Below are 14,426 nucleotides of genomic sequence, written 5' to 3' on the forward strand. Positions count from 1 at the left end.
GCGTGGCGGGGGCGGTCCGCGGCGCCATTGTCCTTGGCCTCTCGGCCTCGGTGGCGGTCGCCGATCCCGCCTTCGAGCCGGTTCAGGTGCCCGAGCACGTCTACGCCGGCGGATGGGAACATTTCGTCGGCGGCGGGCTGGCCGCCTTCGACTGCAACGGCGATGCCTTGCCCGAACTCTATGCCGCAGGCGGCACAAACCCGGCCGCGCTGTTTCTCAACCGCTCCCAGTCGGGCGGCGCCGTCCATCTCGAGGTCGCGACGCCGGAGGAGCTTGCGTTGTCCGAAACGACGGGCGCCTATCCGCTCGACATCGACAGCGACGGCATCCTCGACCTCGTCGTTCTCGGCGTCGGCGGCTCGCACGTGCTGAAGGGCCAGGGCGACTGTCGCTTCGCGCCCTTCGACGGCCTCGGCATCGACCTCGGCCAAGGCTGGGCCACGGCCTTTTCCGCGACCTGGGAGGCGGGCCGAACCCTTCCCACCCTCGCCGTCGGCAACTACGTCGACCGCGCGGACCCCAAGGGTCCGTTCGAGGCCTGTGACGACAACCTCCTTCTGCGGCCGGAGGGCGACACCTACGCCGCGCCCATGACACTGGCGCCGGGTCACTGCACCCTGTCGATGCTGTTCTCGGACTGGGGCCGCCACGGCCGGTCGGACCTGCGCGTGTCGAACGACCGCCACTATTACGTCCGCACCGGCGAGGAACAGATGTGGGCGATGGAGAAGACCCCTCGGCTTTACGGCAAGGACGACGGCTGGCAGGCCTACAGCATCTGGGGTATGGGCATCGCCGAGCGCGACCTGAACGGAGACGGCCTGCCCGAGGTCTATCTGACCAGCATGGGCGACCAGAAGCTTCAGTCGCTGAAGCCGGGCGCCACGGGTCCGACCTACGAGGACGCGCACTGGGACATCGGCATCGCGGCGCAGCGGCCCTATGTGGGCGACGATGGCCGCGCCTCGACGGGGTGGCACGTCGCCTTCGGGGACGTCCAGAACGACGGGCGCGACGACATCTTCGTCGCCAAGGGCAACGTCGAGCAGATGCCCTCGACCGCCATGAGGGATCCGAACAACCTGCTGGTGCAGGCCGAGGACGGCACTTTCGACGAATGGGGCGACAAGGCGGGCGTGGCCAGCATGGCGCGAAGCCGGGGCGCGGCGATGGTCGACCTGAACGCCGACGGACTGCTCGACCTCGCCGTCGTCAACCGCCGCGCGCCGTTGGAGGTCTATCGGAACGTCACGCCGTCCGAGGGCGGCTGGATCGCAGTCGAATTGCGCCAGGACGGGATCAACCCCTTCGCCGTGGGCGCATGGATCGACGTGCGGACGGGCGAACGCATCCAGTCGCGGCAAATGACCGTCGGCGGAGGCCACGCGGGCGGGTCCCTCGTGCCCGAGCATTTCGGGCTTGGACCGACCGAAGAGGCGGACCTGCGCGTGACCTGGCCCGACGGCACGGTCAGCGACTGGGTCGCGGTCGACACCAGCCAGACCCTGCGCGCAGTGCGCAACGGCGCCACACTGACCATCGAGACGGGCTACTGATCGACGGGCTTCCCGCTCGGCACGGTCTTCGGGACCCCCAGACGCCCTTCCAGCCCTTTCGGATCCGTCAGAGCCTCGAGAAACGCGAGGATTTGCGCCACTTCGGAGTCGTCCAGCGACACAGGCGCCAGCTCGTTGGCCGCGGCGATGGCGTCGGTCTCGGCGGTGTCGTGCAGCGCGACCAGATCGTCGTGACCCCCAAGGTCCGGCAGCACGGCCTGCGTCGCGTCGTAGGCTCTCAACGAGGCTTCGGGGTCAAGGTGATGGCGCACCGCCCCTTCCAGCGTCGCATAGGCCCCGGCGTGTCCGTAGGGCGCGGTCTTGGTCACGTTCCGCAGCGACGGCGTGCGGAAACGGTAGGCGTCCTCGGCCAGCCCCGTCACGCGCATCCGGCCCACATCCTTGAAGCTCGACTCGAAGCGTTCCTTCTTGCCCGGCCCGATCTGCGGCATGGCGATGGCGTGGAAGTCGTGGTCGGTCTGGAACTGGCCCGAGTGGCAGGAGCCGCATCCCGCCTTGCCGTAGAACAGCTCCATTCCCGCCGTGGCGTCGGGGGACATCGGTGTCCCGTCGCGCAGGTAGCGGTCGAACGGGCTGTCGTCCGCGCGCCATTCGAAGGCGATGAAGGCGGCGATGGCGTTCGCGATATCGGCGAAGGTCACGGGTGCTTCGCGGCCGATGACGGCGTCGAAGCGGGCTCGATACTCTGGGATCGCCTCGATCCGCGCGGCCAGCCTGTCCCAGGCCCCACCGTCGCTTGTCAGCAGGCCCTGCCGCACCGCGGTCGAGACGTCGTTCTCCTGATAGTGCCCCGCCATCTCGTCCGGCGACAGCACGGGAAACATCGCCTGCGCGGCCAGAGCTGAATCGAAGCCCATCACCATGTCGTCCTCGAGAGGCGTCCTCAGTCCCGAGGGGCGGGAGGGATCTGCCTCCAGCCGACCGTCGTGAAACATGCGGGTGAATTCGGCCGCTCCGAGGTTGAAGAGCGCGGTTGCGTTCCGCGGCACGCGCTCTTCGGGCATGTTCCCGGGGTCGGTCACACGGTCGGGGCCAAGTCCCTTCGCGCCGTCGCCGAGTCCGAGGGACAGCCCGTCCGAAGTGCCGAAGCGTGGATGGTGGCAGGTGGCGCAGGCAACGGCGCCGCTGCCCGACAGGATGGGGTCGTAGAACAGAAGCTGGCCAAGCTCGATCTCGGCGTCGCGAAAGGTCTCGAAGACCGCGTCGGGTTCGGGCAGGCTGGCGGCCAGCGCGGCGGAAGCGGCCCCGGCCAGGGCCAGCGACAGGAGAACTCGTCGGGAAGATCGTGCGGTCATGGAGCGAGATTACGCGCCACCGCACCCTTGCCGCAATGGTCGTCGTGTATCGTCAGCCCCTGACCGGCGCGAGAAGCGCCTCGGCCATCCCCTCCATGCGGCACAGCACCGCCTCGGCACCCTTCGCGCGCAGGAGATCGGCGTGTGCGTCGCGCCGACCGTCGAGGTGCGCGCCTCCGGTAAAGCCGATGGCGCGCATCCCGGCCCGGCGCGCGCCTTCGATACCGTGGGGCGAATCCTCCAGCACGACGCAGGCGTCTTGCGGAATGCCCAGCCGTCGCGCGGCCAGTTCGAAGAGATCCGGCGCGGGCTTGCCCTGCGCCACCTCGTCGGCGCTGAACGCACGGCCTGCGAAGCGGGAGGCGAGACCGGAGATCCTCAGCGTCTCGTTCATGCGCCGCACCGATCCGCCCGTCGCGATGGCGCAGGCGATCCCGTCGCTGGCGAGCCGGTCCAGAAGGTCCGGCACCCCGTCGATGACGGTCAACCCGTGGCGGTAGGACGCGAGAAGACGCGCTTCGAAGCGGTCGGCGATATCGCCCGGAAGCGGGTGCCCTGCCCTTTCCGCCGCCCAGTCCAGGATCACCGCAAGCGAGACGCCCAGAAATCTCTCGCCCAGTTCGGCCGTCGAGACATCGGCAAGCCCGGCGGCGCGCAACTCTGCCGTCAGCGCATCGAGGGACTGCGGCTCGCTGTCCACGAGGCAGCCGTCGAGGTCGAAGATCACCGCGCGCGTCGGCAAGGGGTCCGGCGCCCTCAGATGCGGATACCGGACGCCCGGTCGAAGAGATGAACGGACGCGGGGTCGAAGCCGAAGGAGATCTTCTCTCCGGGACGCGCGGCGATCCTGTCCTTCACGACGGCGTCGATCAGTTCCTTGCCAGACTTGGCGAATATCTGCGTCTCCGAGCCCGTGGGCTCGACCACCACCACGTCGAGTTGGACGCCCCCCTGCCCGATCTGGATGTGCTCGGGCCGGATGCCGTAGGTCACCTTCTGACCCTCGCTCGCCGGGGTCTCGGGCAGAGGAAGGACGAGGCCGCCTTCCGAGACGAAGGCCTTTTCGCCTTCCCGCGCCGTCACCGCGCCCTGCAGGAAGTTCATCGAGGGCGATCCGATGAAGCCCGCGACGAAGACGTTGGCCGGATTGTCGTAAAGCTCCAGCGGCGCGCCGATCTGCTCGACCCGGCCGTCGCGCATGACGACGATCTTGTCGGCCATCGTCATCGCCTCGATCTGGTCGTGGGTGACATAGACGATGGTGGTGCCAAGGCGCTGGTGCAGCTCCTTGATCTCGACCCGCATGGTGACGCGAAGCTTGGCGTCGAGGTTCGACAAGGGCTCGTCGAACAGGAACACCTGCGGATCGCGCACGATGGCGCGGCCCATGGCGACGCGCTGGCGCTGGCCGCCCGAAAGCTGCTTCGGATAGCGGTCGAGAAGATGCGCGAGGTCCAGCACCTCGGCGGCGCTTCGGACCTTGGCCTCGATCTCGGACGACGGGCGCTTGGCCATCTTCAGCGGAAAGCCGATGTTGTCGAAGACCGTCTTGTGCGGGTAGAGCGCATAGCTCTGGAACACCATGGCGATGTCCCGCTCCTTGGGCGGCACGTCGTTGACCACCTTCTCGCCGATCCTGATGGTGCCGGTGCTGGTCTCTTCCAGCCCGGCCAGCATCCGCAGAAGCGTGGACTTGCCGCAGCCTGACGGACCGACCAGCACGACGAATTCGCCGTCCGCGATGTCGACGCTCACGCCGTGCATGACCTGAACCGCGCCATAGCGCTTGGTCACGTTCTCGATCTGGACGCCTGCCATTGTCCCTGTCCCTTTTCTTATTGAGGCAGCACGATCTGCATCTTCACGTCGGCGGGCGGGGCCGAGGCGGCGACTTCGAAGGCGTGCACGCTGTCGTCGAATTCGAATGTCCGGGTGATGAGCGGCTTCACGTCGATGGCGCCGGACGCCAGCATCGCAACGCAGCGAGGAAAGACGTGGGCGTAGCGGAAGATGTTCTCGACCCGCGCCTCGCGCACCATGGCGGCACCCGCGTCATAGCTGATCGGATCGGGCTGGCCGCCGATCATCACGACGCAGCCGCCGGGCGCCAGGGGCTCGAAGATCTGGGCGGCCGCGCGCGGCGACCCGGTCGCCTCGAACACCAGGTCCGCACCCCAGCCGTCGGTGTCGCGCTTCACGACCTCGACGAGGTTTTCGCTCGTGACGTTCACGGGCGTGATGGCGCGGCTCAGGCTTCCCGCGATCTCGAGCTTCTTCTCGGCAATGTCGGTGACATAGACCCGCGCGCATCCCGCCGCGAGCGCCGACAGAGCGGTGACAAGGCCGATCGGCCCCGCCCCCAGAACCACGGCGATATCGCCCGGCCTGACCCGCGCCTTGGTCGCGGCATGGACGCCGACCGCCAGGGGTTCGACCATCGCTGCTTCGGCGAAGCTGACGGTGTCGGGCAGCTTGAAGGTGAAGGCTTCGGGGTGGACGCAGGTAGGACGCAGGATGCCGTGGACGGGCGGCGTCGCCCAGAAGCGCACGGCGGGGTCGATGTTGTACATCCCCATCCGCGTGGCTTTCGAGTTCGGGTCGGGGATGCCCGGCTCCATGCAGACGCGGTCGCCCGGCTTCAGCGTCGTCACGTCCGCGCCGGTCTCGATCACGGTCCCCGACGCCTCGTGCCCCAGGATCATCGGTGCCTTCACTTCGAAGGGCCCGATCTTGCCGTGAGTATAGTAGTGGACGTCCGAGCCGCAGATCCCGACGGTGTGCAGCTTGATCCGCACGTCATGCGGACCGAGGTCCTGCTCGGCGCGGTCGATCTCGGGGACGTCGCGCAGCGACAGGTCGTCCTTGCGTTCGAGAACAAGCGATTTCATCGCCCTACCCTTTCCGGATGAGGATCACCGCGAGGGCGACCCCGATTGCGTTGGCGATCCAGATAGACAGTCCGAGCGGTTCGATGAAGCGGAACCAGAACAGGCAGAGCGCGACCCAGAGAACCACCGAGATGAACAGGCGGTCGAACCAGTTCGTCTCGATCGGAAGGAAGCCGGAGCGACCTTCCGGGACGACGGACGTTTCAGCTTCCTCGAGGCTGGCTGCGGCGAGCGGTGTCGGCGTGCGCGTTTCCATTCCCGTCATCCCTTGACCGCGCCGAAGGTCAGACCCGCGACGATGTGTTTCTGGACCATGCCGAAGACGATCAGCGCGGGGATCAGCGTGAAGATCGAGATGGCGGCCATGATGCCCCATTCCGTGCCCGTCGTCGTGACGTACTCGGAGAGGCCGGTCGTCAGCGTGCGCGCGTTGAAGTTCGTCAGCGTCGCGGCCAGCAGGTACTCGTTCCAGGCAAAGACCCAGGTCAGGATCAGCGTCACGGCGAGGCCGGGGCGACAGAGCGGGAAGACCACCTCGGTGATGACCTTCCAGGGGCTCGCGCCATCGACATAGGCGGCCTCGTCCAGCTCGCGCGGGATGCCGTCGACCGTGGGTCTCAGCGTCCAGATCGCGAAGGGCAGGTTGAAGGTGCAATAGACCAGGATCATCCCGATCCGGGTGTCGAGCAGCGTGAAGTCCCCGAACCTGTAGACCTGCGTCATCAACAGGAACAGCGGCAGGAGGAACACCGCAGGCGGCGCCATCCGGTTGGTGATCGTCCAGAAGAAGATCGACTCCTTCCCGCTCATGTTGAAGCGCGACAGCGCGTAGCAGGCGAAGAAGCCTAGCGTGGTGCAGAGAACCGCATTTCCGGACGAGATGATGAGCGAGTTGACCATGTAGCTGCGCAGCAGGCGGTCGTTCAGGACCTCGGTGTAGTTGTCCCAGTAGAAGCTGGTCAGCAGGATGTCGGGCGTGGTGAAGAGGTCCACCGCCGGCTTCACCGAGATGACGAACAGCCAGTAGATCGGGAACAGCGTCAGGAAGCTGATGACGATCCAGAAGGGGACATAGATCCAGGGGCTCTTCTTGCGCATCTCAGCCCTCCTTGCCTTTGCGCGGCGCGAGGAGGCCCGTGTAGAGCATCCAGCACACGACGATGGTGAGGTAGAGGACGATCACCGAGATGGCCGAACCATAGCCGTAGTTCGTCCTCGGGAAGACCTCCTTGAAGATGTGGACCCCGACATAGCGCGTGGCCGAGCCCGGTCCGCCGCCCGTCAGCATCAGCACCTCGTCGACCGTGCGCAGCGCGTCCATCAGGCGGATGAAGACGGTGGCGACGAGAGCGGGGGCGATCATCGGCAGCGTGATGTGCCAGAAGATCTGGCGCGGTCCGGCGCCGTCGATCTGAGCCTGCTCGAAGGGGTCGGCGGGCAATGACACGAGGGCCGCGATCAGCGTCAGCGTCACCAGCGGCGTCCAGTGCCAGACGTCCATCACCACCGTCACCGTGAAGGCCGCGAGCGCGCTTGTCCCGATGTTGAGGTTCAGGCCGAACCAGTTGTCGAGAAGATGCGGAATGATCCCGATGGAGGGCGTCGTCATCAGCTTCCACACCGAGCCCACGATGATCGGCGCCACGATCAGCGGCAGCGTGTGGATGGTGCGGAAGAACGCCTTGCCGGGGAAATCGCCCATGAAGGCCTGGGCGAGGAAGTAGCCGATGATGACCTCGGTCACGACGGCGAAGAAGACGAAGGCCACAGTGGCCCCGAGGGAGGCCAGGAACTGCGCATCGAAGACGACGGCGCGATAGTTGTCGGCCCAGTTGAAGATCATGTTGGGGTTGGCGGCGAAGGGGTTCCACTGATGGAACGACACCCAGAGCACGTAGATGAAGGGCAGCACGCCGAACAGGAACAGCACCAGGATCGTGGGCGCAAGGAACAGCCAGCCGAGCTTGTTGGATTGCATCGTCCCCTCCCCTTGGGCGCTGCGCCGGAAGTCGCGGGGCCACCTTCGGTGGCGGCCCCGCGTCGAGGCAAGACTTACTTGCGGTAGCCGAGCGTCGTCAGCTCTTCCTCGGCCTTGGCGGCCATCTGGTCGAGTCCCTCGTCCGGTCCGACTGCGCCGGTCAGGATCTGGTAGAAGATCGGCGCCGTCGCCTCGCGCACCTGCGCGTGGAACGGATACTCGGGCGCACCCTTGAAGAGTTTGCCCTGGTCGCGGAGCATCGAGTAGTAGCCGCCGAGTTCGGCGTCGAGCTCGGCCACCTTCGGCGAGTCGTAGGTCGAGGTCAGCGTGATCCGCGGTGCGGCCACGGCCCATTCTTCCTGCACTTCCGGCAGCGCCATGAACTGCAGGAACAGAAGCGACGCGTCCTGCTGCTTGGACGTCACCGGCAGGCCGAAGGCGCCGCCGTCGTAGTAGCCGATATAGCCTTCACCGGCTTCCGCCGCTGCCATCACGCCTTCCGCGACCGGCGGAAGGGCGACGCCCACGTTGCCGACGACCTTGGACTTCGTGTCGTCGGCGGCAATCCAGGCTGCGTTCTCGCCGTAGACCAGACCCTGCGCCGCGCGTCCTGCGGCAAAGGTTGTGCCCACTTCGGTCCAGGTCGACTGCACCGACTCCGGCGGAGCGATGTCGCGCAGGTGCAGCCACCATGCGAGCGCCTCTTTCGCCTCGGCCGAGTTCATCGTGCCGCCGTTCTCGACCGAGGCCGAGTAGTTGTTGGCCGCGTCGATGCCCCAGTTGTAGACGCCGAAGGTTGGCGCCACGGACTCGAAGAATTCGTACCAGGACGCCGGGTGACCCGTATGCGCCTGAGCGGTCGTGCCCCAGATGTCTTCGCCCTTGCCCTGCATGTACTCGGTGAAGAAGTCCGCGATCTGCGTGTACTCCTCGTGGGTCGTGGCGGGCTTCAGGTCGGCTCCGGTCTTCTCCTTGTAGGCAGCCTGGATCTCGGGGTCGTTGAAGAGATCGGTCCGGTAGAGGTAGACCTTGATGAAGGCCTCCATCGGAATGCCGTAGAGGTTTCCGTTCTCGCCCCGGAAGTTGTCGGCGAAGGTGGTGAGGTTCGCCTCGTCGTAGTTCGGCGCCTTAAGCTCGGGCTTTTCGGCCAGCGCCGCCGTCACGTCGACGAGGAAGTCGCGCGACAGGTAGGCATAGATGATGTCCTGTTCGATGTAGACCATGTCATAGATGCCGGTGCCGGCCTCCATGTCCTTGATGGCCTTGTCGTACATCTGATCCCAGGACGTCGTCTCGACGTCGACGCGGATGCCCGTCAGCTCTTCGAACTTGGGCGCGAGAACGTCCGAGATGAAGTTGGACGGCGGGGTCGATTCCGTTACGCCGCGCAGCGTGACGCCGCTGAACTGCGCCCCGGCTTCCTTCCACCAGTCTTCGTTCTCGATGGTCAGATCCTGCGCGAATGCGGCTGAAGCCGCGACGGAAAGTGCCAGCGCAGAGGCGCTGATCGTGCGTGTAAAGGTCATGTGCTTCCTCCCAAAATTGTGTCTGTCGAAGCAGTCGGCACCGGCTTTCGCCGCCGGACCGAGTCGCGACACGTCTCCGAACATGCGGCCCGCCCTAAACTTACGCAAGGGAAAATTTTCATATGTTCGGATTGCAATGCAAATGTAAAAGATGCATCTTCTCGGCAAGATCCGCTATGACGAAGGCGGGCCGAGGGAGGATCGCCATACATGCCCCGCGAGCTGGTCGAGGACAGCGAGGTCTTTCTGACGGAAGTGTGCTGGCACTACTTCGTCAACGAGATGACGCAGGCCGACATCGCCTCGAAGATGGGCGTCACGCGTCTTCGCGTTAATCAGTCGATCCAGCGCGCGAAGGCCATGGGACTGGTCAAGATCCACATCGAATCTCCCTTTCTCGCCAACATCGAGCTTCAAGACAGTCTGCGCGATGCGCTAGGGATCGGCCGGGTCGTGATCGGCGCCGCCGACCCCCGGAGCTATGATTATCACCGCCCCGTGGGCGCCGCCCTCGCGGCGTTTCTGTCCGAGCGGTTGCGCGTCGCCGACTGGCGCTCCCTCGGCGTGTCCTGGGGCCTGACGCTGGAAACCGCGATCCGGCGTCTTCAGCGCCATTCGCTGCCCGGTCTCGAGGTGGTTTCTCTTCTGGGCGGCACGGCGAAAGGCTCGACATTCAATTCCTTCGGCATCGTCTCGGGCTTCGCCGACGTCCTCGGCGCGCACTACTCGATCCTGACCGCCCCCATCTACCTGAGCGAAGGCATCGACCGCGACCTGTTGTTGTCGCAGGCCGACCTGAACGAGCACTTCCGCAAGTTCGACACCCTCGACGCCGTCATCCTGACGTGCTCGGACGTGTCGCCCCGGTCCTTCCTTGTCGCCAACGGCCTGCCGAAAGAGCTGTCGCCCCAGGCGCTGATCGGCGCCGGCGCCATCGGCGACGTCCTGGGCCAGTTCCTCGACCGCGACGGTCATTCGGTCTCGAAGACGATCGACGAGCGTACGGTCGGCATTCCGCTGGATCAGGTCGCGAAGGTCGAGGAGAAGATCCTCGCAGCCGCCGGGCCGCACAAGGTCCACATCATTCGCGCCGCCTGCCTGCGCGGCCTCGTCGACACCCTCGTCACCGACGACGTCACCGCGCGGCTTCTGCTCGACACCGCCACACAGATCACCGAAGCGGCTGCCGAATAGCCGCCTCCCCCCGCTTGCCTCACGGAGAAGACACTTATGCGTCGCCTAGGAATACACTCTTTCGTCTGGACCGCCGGTCAGTCGCAGGACGGGCTGGAGTATGCGCTCGACAAGGCGGCCGAGCATGGCTACCGGATGATCGAGTTCGCCTACCTGAAACCTGAGAAATTCGATCTCGACCGGCTGGCAAAGAAGGCGCAGGAGAACGACATCGAGATCGTCGTGACCATGGGCCTGCCGGCCACGGCCGACGTCTCGTCGACCGACAGGGCCATCGTCGCGAAGGGCACGGCACTTCTGGCGGACGCCGTGAAGGCGGTGCGCGATATCGGCGGCATCCGCCTCGGCGGCATCCTCTATTCGATGCACGGCAAGTACGACGCGATGCCTACGGAGGACGGCTGGATGAACAGCGCCGGCGCCATCGCGGCCACCGCGGACGTGGCGAAGGACTCGGGCGTCGAGATCGTCCTCGAGGTCGTGAACCGCTTCGAGTCGAACCTCCTCAACACCACCGCGCAGGGGCTGAAGTTCATCGAGGACACCGGCCGCGACGACGTCTACCTCCACCTCGACACCTTCCACATGAACATCGAGGAAGCGAGCCCGGCTGCCGCCATCCGCATGGCCGGCGACAAGTGCCGCTACTTCCATTTCAACGAGAACTATCGCGGCTACCTCGGCACCGGCACCATCGACTTTCCGTCGATCTTCGCCGCCCTCGTCGACATCGGCTACGACGACCGCGACGTGGTCTTCGAAAGCTTCTCGAGCGCCATCGTGGACGAGGCGCTCAGCCGCGTCTGCGGCATCTGGCGCGACACCTGGGACGACAACAACCCGCTGGCCGCCCACGCCCGCCAGTTCATCGAGCAGAGATGGGCCGAGGCGAAGATGCAGCGCACCATCAACGCCAAGGCATGAGGCGCTGAGGTGACGCGACCTGCCCTGGCCCCCGACGATCTGGGCCCCACGATCTGCGTGGGCGAGATCCTCGTCGAGATCGTCGCCACCACGGTCGGCGACGGCTTCACCGAGGCACAACCGCTCGTCGGCCCCTACCCCTCGGGCGCTCCCGCCATCTTCATCGACCAGTGCGGCCGGATCGGCGGGGCGGCGGCGATGATAGGTGCGGTCGGCGACGACGACTTCGGCCGGGCGAACCTCGACCGGCTGAGGCGCGACGGCGTCGACGTCTCGGGCGTCGCCGTCGACCCGGACTGGCCCACGGGCAGCGCCTTCGTTCGCTACCGCGCCGACGCCTCGCGCGACTTCGTCTACAACATCGCGACCTCCGCCGCCGCCCGCTTTGGCTGGACCGAAGCCGTCGCGGCGGTGGCAGGACGCGCAGGCCACCTGCACGTCATGGGCTCGGCCCTTTCGATGCCCGGCGCCTGGCCGGTGATCGAGAAGGCCTTGGTGTCCGTGCGCCTGCGCGGCGGAACGCTGTCACTCGACCCGAACCTGCGCAAGGAACTGAAGTACGACACCGAGACCGAGACGCGCTTCGACCGGCTCGTCGGTCAGGCCGACCTGCTTCTTCCCTCCGGCGAGGAGCTGGAGCGCGCCGCCGGTGTCGAGGGCGAAGCCGCCGCCGTGGCGCGTCTTTTCGAGCGCGGCGCGAAGGAGATCGTGCTCAAGCGCGGCGCTGAGGGCGCGACCTGCTTCCAGCCCGATGGCACCCGAACCGACGCGCCCGCCTTCGCTGTAAAGGAACTGGACCCCACGGGCGCAGGCGACTGCTTCGGCGGAGCCTACGTCGCCTGCCGCCGTCTGGGGATGACGGTGGAGGAGGCACTGACCTATGGCTGCGCCGCGGGCGCGCGCAACGTGACCGTCCGCGGCCCGATGGAGGGCGCGGGAACCCGCGCCGAGCTTGACGCCTTCATCCGCAACACGGCGAGGCGCGGATGACCCGACTTGCGCTGGACGATCTGGCCAAGCTCCGCCGCGGCGGCACGCCGCGCGGGCTCACCTCGGTCTGCTCGGCGCATCCTGTCGTCCTGCGAGCCGCGCTCAGACACGGCGCGGCGACCGGCAGCACCGTCCTGATCGAGGCGACCTGCAACCAGGTGAACCACCGGGGCGGCTACACCGGCATGACGCCCGCCGACTTCGCCGCCCTCGTCCATAGTATCGCGGATGAGGAAGGCTGCACGCCTGACGCGATCATCCTTGGCGGCGACCACCTCGGCCCCAATCCCTGGCGCGACAGACCCGCCGAGGAGGCGATGGAAGAAGCCGAAGCAATGGTCGCGGCCTTCGTCGCGGCGGGCTTCCGCAAGATCCACCTCGACGCCTCCATGGGCTGCGCGGGCGAGCCTCCGGCGCTCGACGACGCGATCACGGCGCGCCGCGCCGTGCGGTTGGCAGGGGTCGCCGAACGGGTCGGTCAGGGGACGGGCATCCACCCCCGCTACATCATCGGCACCGAGGTTCCCCCGCCGGGCGGCGCCGACCACGCTCTGGACTCCATCCCGCCGACCGATCCTGTCGCGGCCCGCGAGACGGTCGCCGTCCACCGCCGGGCCTTCGCCGAGGCGGGACTGTCGGACGCCTTCGGCCGCGTCATCGGCCTCGTCGTGCAGCCGGGGGTCGAGTTCGGCAACCACAACGTCATCCCCTACGCCCCTGAAAAGGCGCGCGATCTGGTTCGCGTCCTTGACGACGAACCCGCACTGGTCTTCGAGGCGCATTCGACCGACTACCAGGGCGAGACCCCTCTCTCGGCGCTCGTCCACGATGGCTTCGCGATCCTCAAGGTCGGTCCCGAACTGACCTTCGTCCTGCGCGAGGCGCTCTACGCGCTCGACCTCATCGCCTCGGACCTGGTGCCGGACTACGGCGATCGGCCCCTGATGCGCGAGATGGAGCGGCTGATGCGGGCCTCGCCCGGCTACTGGAGCAGCCACGCCTCGGGCGACGCCGCGACCGACTTCGTGATGCGCCACTACTCGCTCTCGGACCGCATCCGCTACTACTGGACGCACGACGCAGCCAAACACGCCGTCGACCGTCTGGTCGCTGCCCTGAAGGGCCGGGACGTCCCCCTCCCACTCCTCTGGCAACACATGCCCGCCGCCGCCGACCTCGCCGGACGCCCCCTCGATCCCGAGGAGGTGCTGGTGCGGCGCGTTACAGAAACCCTCGCGGCCTATCACGCCGCCTGCACACCCTGAACGGAAGGACGCCCATGTCACTCGACCAGTTTCGCCTCGACGGAAAGGTGGCCCTCGTCACCGGCGGCAACCGGGGCATCGGCCTCGCCATCTCGCGCCTCTTCGGCAAGGCGGGGGCGCAGGTGATGGTCAATGGCCGCACCCGCAACGCCTTCGTGGACGAGCTTTGCGCCTCGGACGCCTATGGCTGGAGCCAGGGCGACGTGACCGACCCGGCGACCCCGGACCGGATCGTGGAGGAGACACTCGACCGCTTCGGCCGCATCGACATCCTCGTGAACAACGCGGGCATTGCGGACAACGGCGACTTCCACGACTTCGGCGACGACCGCCTGGCCGCGATCACCGACACCAACTTCATCGCCCCGTTCCGCATCGCCCGCGCCGCGGTGAAGCAGATGCTGACGCAGGGTGGCGGCGCGATCCTGAACATCGGCTCGATCTCGGCCGAGGTCGCGAACCAGCCCCAGCTTCAGGTCGCCTACAACGCTTCCAAGGCCGCCGTTCACCAGATGACGAAGGTCATGGCCTTCGAATACGCCGCGCGCGGCATCCGCGTGAACGCGCTTGCCCCCGGTTATGTCGTCAGCGACATGACGGCGGGCGGCATCGCGAACGAGGCCTGGAACAAGGTCTGGACCGAGAACACGCCCATGCGCCGCTTCGGCCAGCCCGAGGAGATGGCGAACTGCGCCCTCTTCCTCTGTTCGCCCGCGTCGAGCTACGTCACCGGTTCGGTCCTCGTGGCCGACGGCGGCTACCTGACCCACTGATTTCCGAGGGAGACTA

General features: G+C 66.9%; 14 protein-coding genes. 6 read left to right on the forward strand and 8 right to left on the reverse strand.

Annotation, left to right across the window (positions count from 1 at the left end; translation table 11 throughout):
- The first annotated feature begins 2 nt into the window (after positions 1–2).
- Complete coding sequence (locus tag EF888_RS13910; RefSeq protein ID WP_241239675.1) at positions 3–1,556, forward strand: CRTAC1 family protein; 1,554 nt, start codon at positions 3–5, stop codon at positions 1,554–1,556.
- Here the strand turns inward: EF888_RS13910 and EF888_RS13915 are convergent.
- The 8 genes from EF888_RS13915 to EF888_RS13950 all read right to left on the reverse strand — a co-directional run bounded on the left by EF888_RS13915 (position 1,550) and on the right by EF888_RS13950 (position 9,264).
- Positions 1,550–2,872, reverse strand: a complete 1,323-nt coding sequence (locus tag EF888_RS13915; RefSeq protein WP_109758021.1) for a cytochrome-c peroxidase — start codon at positions 2,870–2,872, stop codon at positions 1,550–1,552. The genes EF888_RS13910 and EF888_RS13915 overlap by 7 nt on opposite strands.
- Before the next feature lie 52 nt (positions 2,873–2,924).
- On the reverse strand, positions 2,925–3,614 hold the full coding sequence (locus EF888_RS13920; RefSeq protein WP_109758020.1) for an HAD family hydrolase: 690 nt from the start codon (positions 3,612–3,614) through the stop codon (positions 2,925–2,927).
- 14 nt (positions 3,615–3,628) lie between these two features.
- Positions 3,629–4,690, reverse strand: a complete 1,062-nt coding sequence (locus EF888_RS13925) for an ABC transporter ATP-binding protein (protein ID WP_109758019.1) — start codon at positions 4,688–4,690, stop codon at positions 3,629–3,631.
- Between the two features lie 17 nt (positions 4,691–4,707).
- The gene (locus EF888_RS13930) at positions 4,708–5,760 is read right to left on the reverse strand and encodes an NAD(P)-dependent alcohol dehydrogenase (protein WP_109758018.1); all 1,053 of its coding nucleotides are present in this window, start codon (positions 5,758–5,760) and stop codon (positions 4,708–4,710) included.
- A 4-nt stretch (positions 5,761–5,764) separates the two neighbouring features.
- Positions 5,765–6,016 (reverse strand): DUF2160 family membrane protein, encoded by a 252-nt coding sequence (locus tag EF888_RS13935; protein ID WP_109758017.1) that lies wholly within the window; start codon positions 6,014–6,016, stop codon positions 5,765–5,767.
- Between the two features lie 5 nt (positions 6,017–6,021).
- On the reverse strand, positions 6,022–6,858 hold the full coding sequence (locus EF888_RS13940) for a carbohydrate ABC transporter permease (RefSeq protein WP_109758016.1): 837 nt from the start codon (positions 6,856–6,858) through the stop codon (positions 6,022–6,024).
- Between the two features lies 1 nt (position 6,859).
- Positions 6,860–7,738 carry a carbohydrate ABC transporter permease gene (locus EF888_RS13945; protein WP_109758015.1) on the reverse strand — a complete coding sequence of 293 codons (879 nt, stop codon included), beginning with the start codon at positions 7,736–7,738 and terminating at the stop codon, positions 6,860–6,862.
- Positions 7,739–7,812: 74 nt separating this feature from the next.
- On the reverse strand, positions 7,813–9,264 hold the full coding sequence (locus tag EF888_RS13950; protein WP_109758516.1) for an extracellular solute-binding protein: 1,452 nt from the start codon (positions 9,262–9,264) through the stop codon (positions 7,813–7,815).
- 210 nt (positions 9,265–9,474) lie between these two features.
- Here EF888_RS13950 and EF888_RS13955 point away from each other — a divergent pair, with 210 nt between their 5' ends.
- Genes EF888_RS13955 through EF888_RS13975 form a run of 5 tightly spaced genes read left to right on the forward strand, consistent with a single transcriptional unit; the run spans position 9,475 to position 14,410 of the window.
- Positions 9,475–10,458 (forward strand): sugar-binding transcriptional regulator, encoded by a 984-nt coding sequence (locus EF888_RS13955; protein WP_109758014.1) that lies wholly within the window; start codon positions 9,475–9,477, stop codon positions 10,456–10,458.
- Between the two features lie 36 nt (positions 10,459–10,494).
- Positions 10,495–11,382, forward strand: a complete 888-nt coding sequence (locus EF888_RS13960) for a sugar phosphate isomerase/epimerase family protein (protein ID WP_109758013.1) — start codon at positions 10,495–10,497, stop codon at positions 11,380–11,382.
- Positions 11,383–11,391: 9 nt separating this feature from the next.
- Complete coding sequence (locus tag EF888_RS13965) at positions 11,392–12,372, forward strand: tagatose kinase (RefSeq protein ID WP_206508314.1); 981 nt, start codon at positions 11,392–11,394, stop codon at positions 12,370–12,372.
- On the forward strand, positions 12,369–13,637 hold the full coding sequence (locus EF888_RS13970; RefSeq protein ID WP_109758012.1) for a D-tagatose-bisphosphate aldolase, class II, non-catalytic subunit: 1,269 nt from the start codon (positions 12,369–12,371) through the stop codon (positions 13,635–13,637). Before EF888_RS13965 ends, EF888_RS13970 begins: the two co-directional genes overlap by 4 nt.
- A 14-nt stretch (positions 13,638–13,651) precedes the next feature.
- Positions 13,652–14,410: an SDR family NAD(P)-dependent oxidoreductase gene (locus tag EF888_RS13975; protein WP_109758011.1), complete on the forward strand. Its 759-nt coding sequence runs from the start codon at positions 13,652–13,654 to the stop codon at positions 14,408–14,410.
- Positions 14,411–14,426: the final 16 nt, after the last annotated feature.

This window comes from Silicimonas algicola (genome assembly GCF_003970735.1).
Classification (GTDB): domain Bacteria; phylum Pseudomonadota; class Alphaproteobacteria; order Rhodobacterales; family Rhodobacteraceae; genus Silicimonas; species Silicimonas algicola.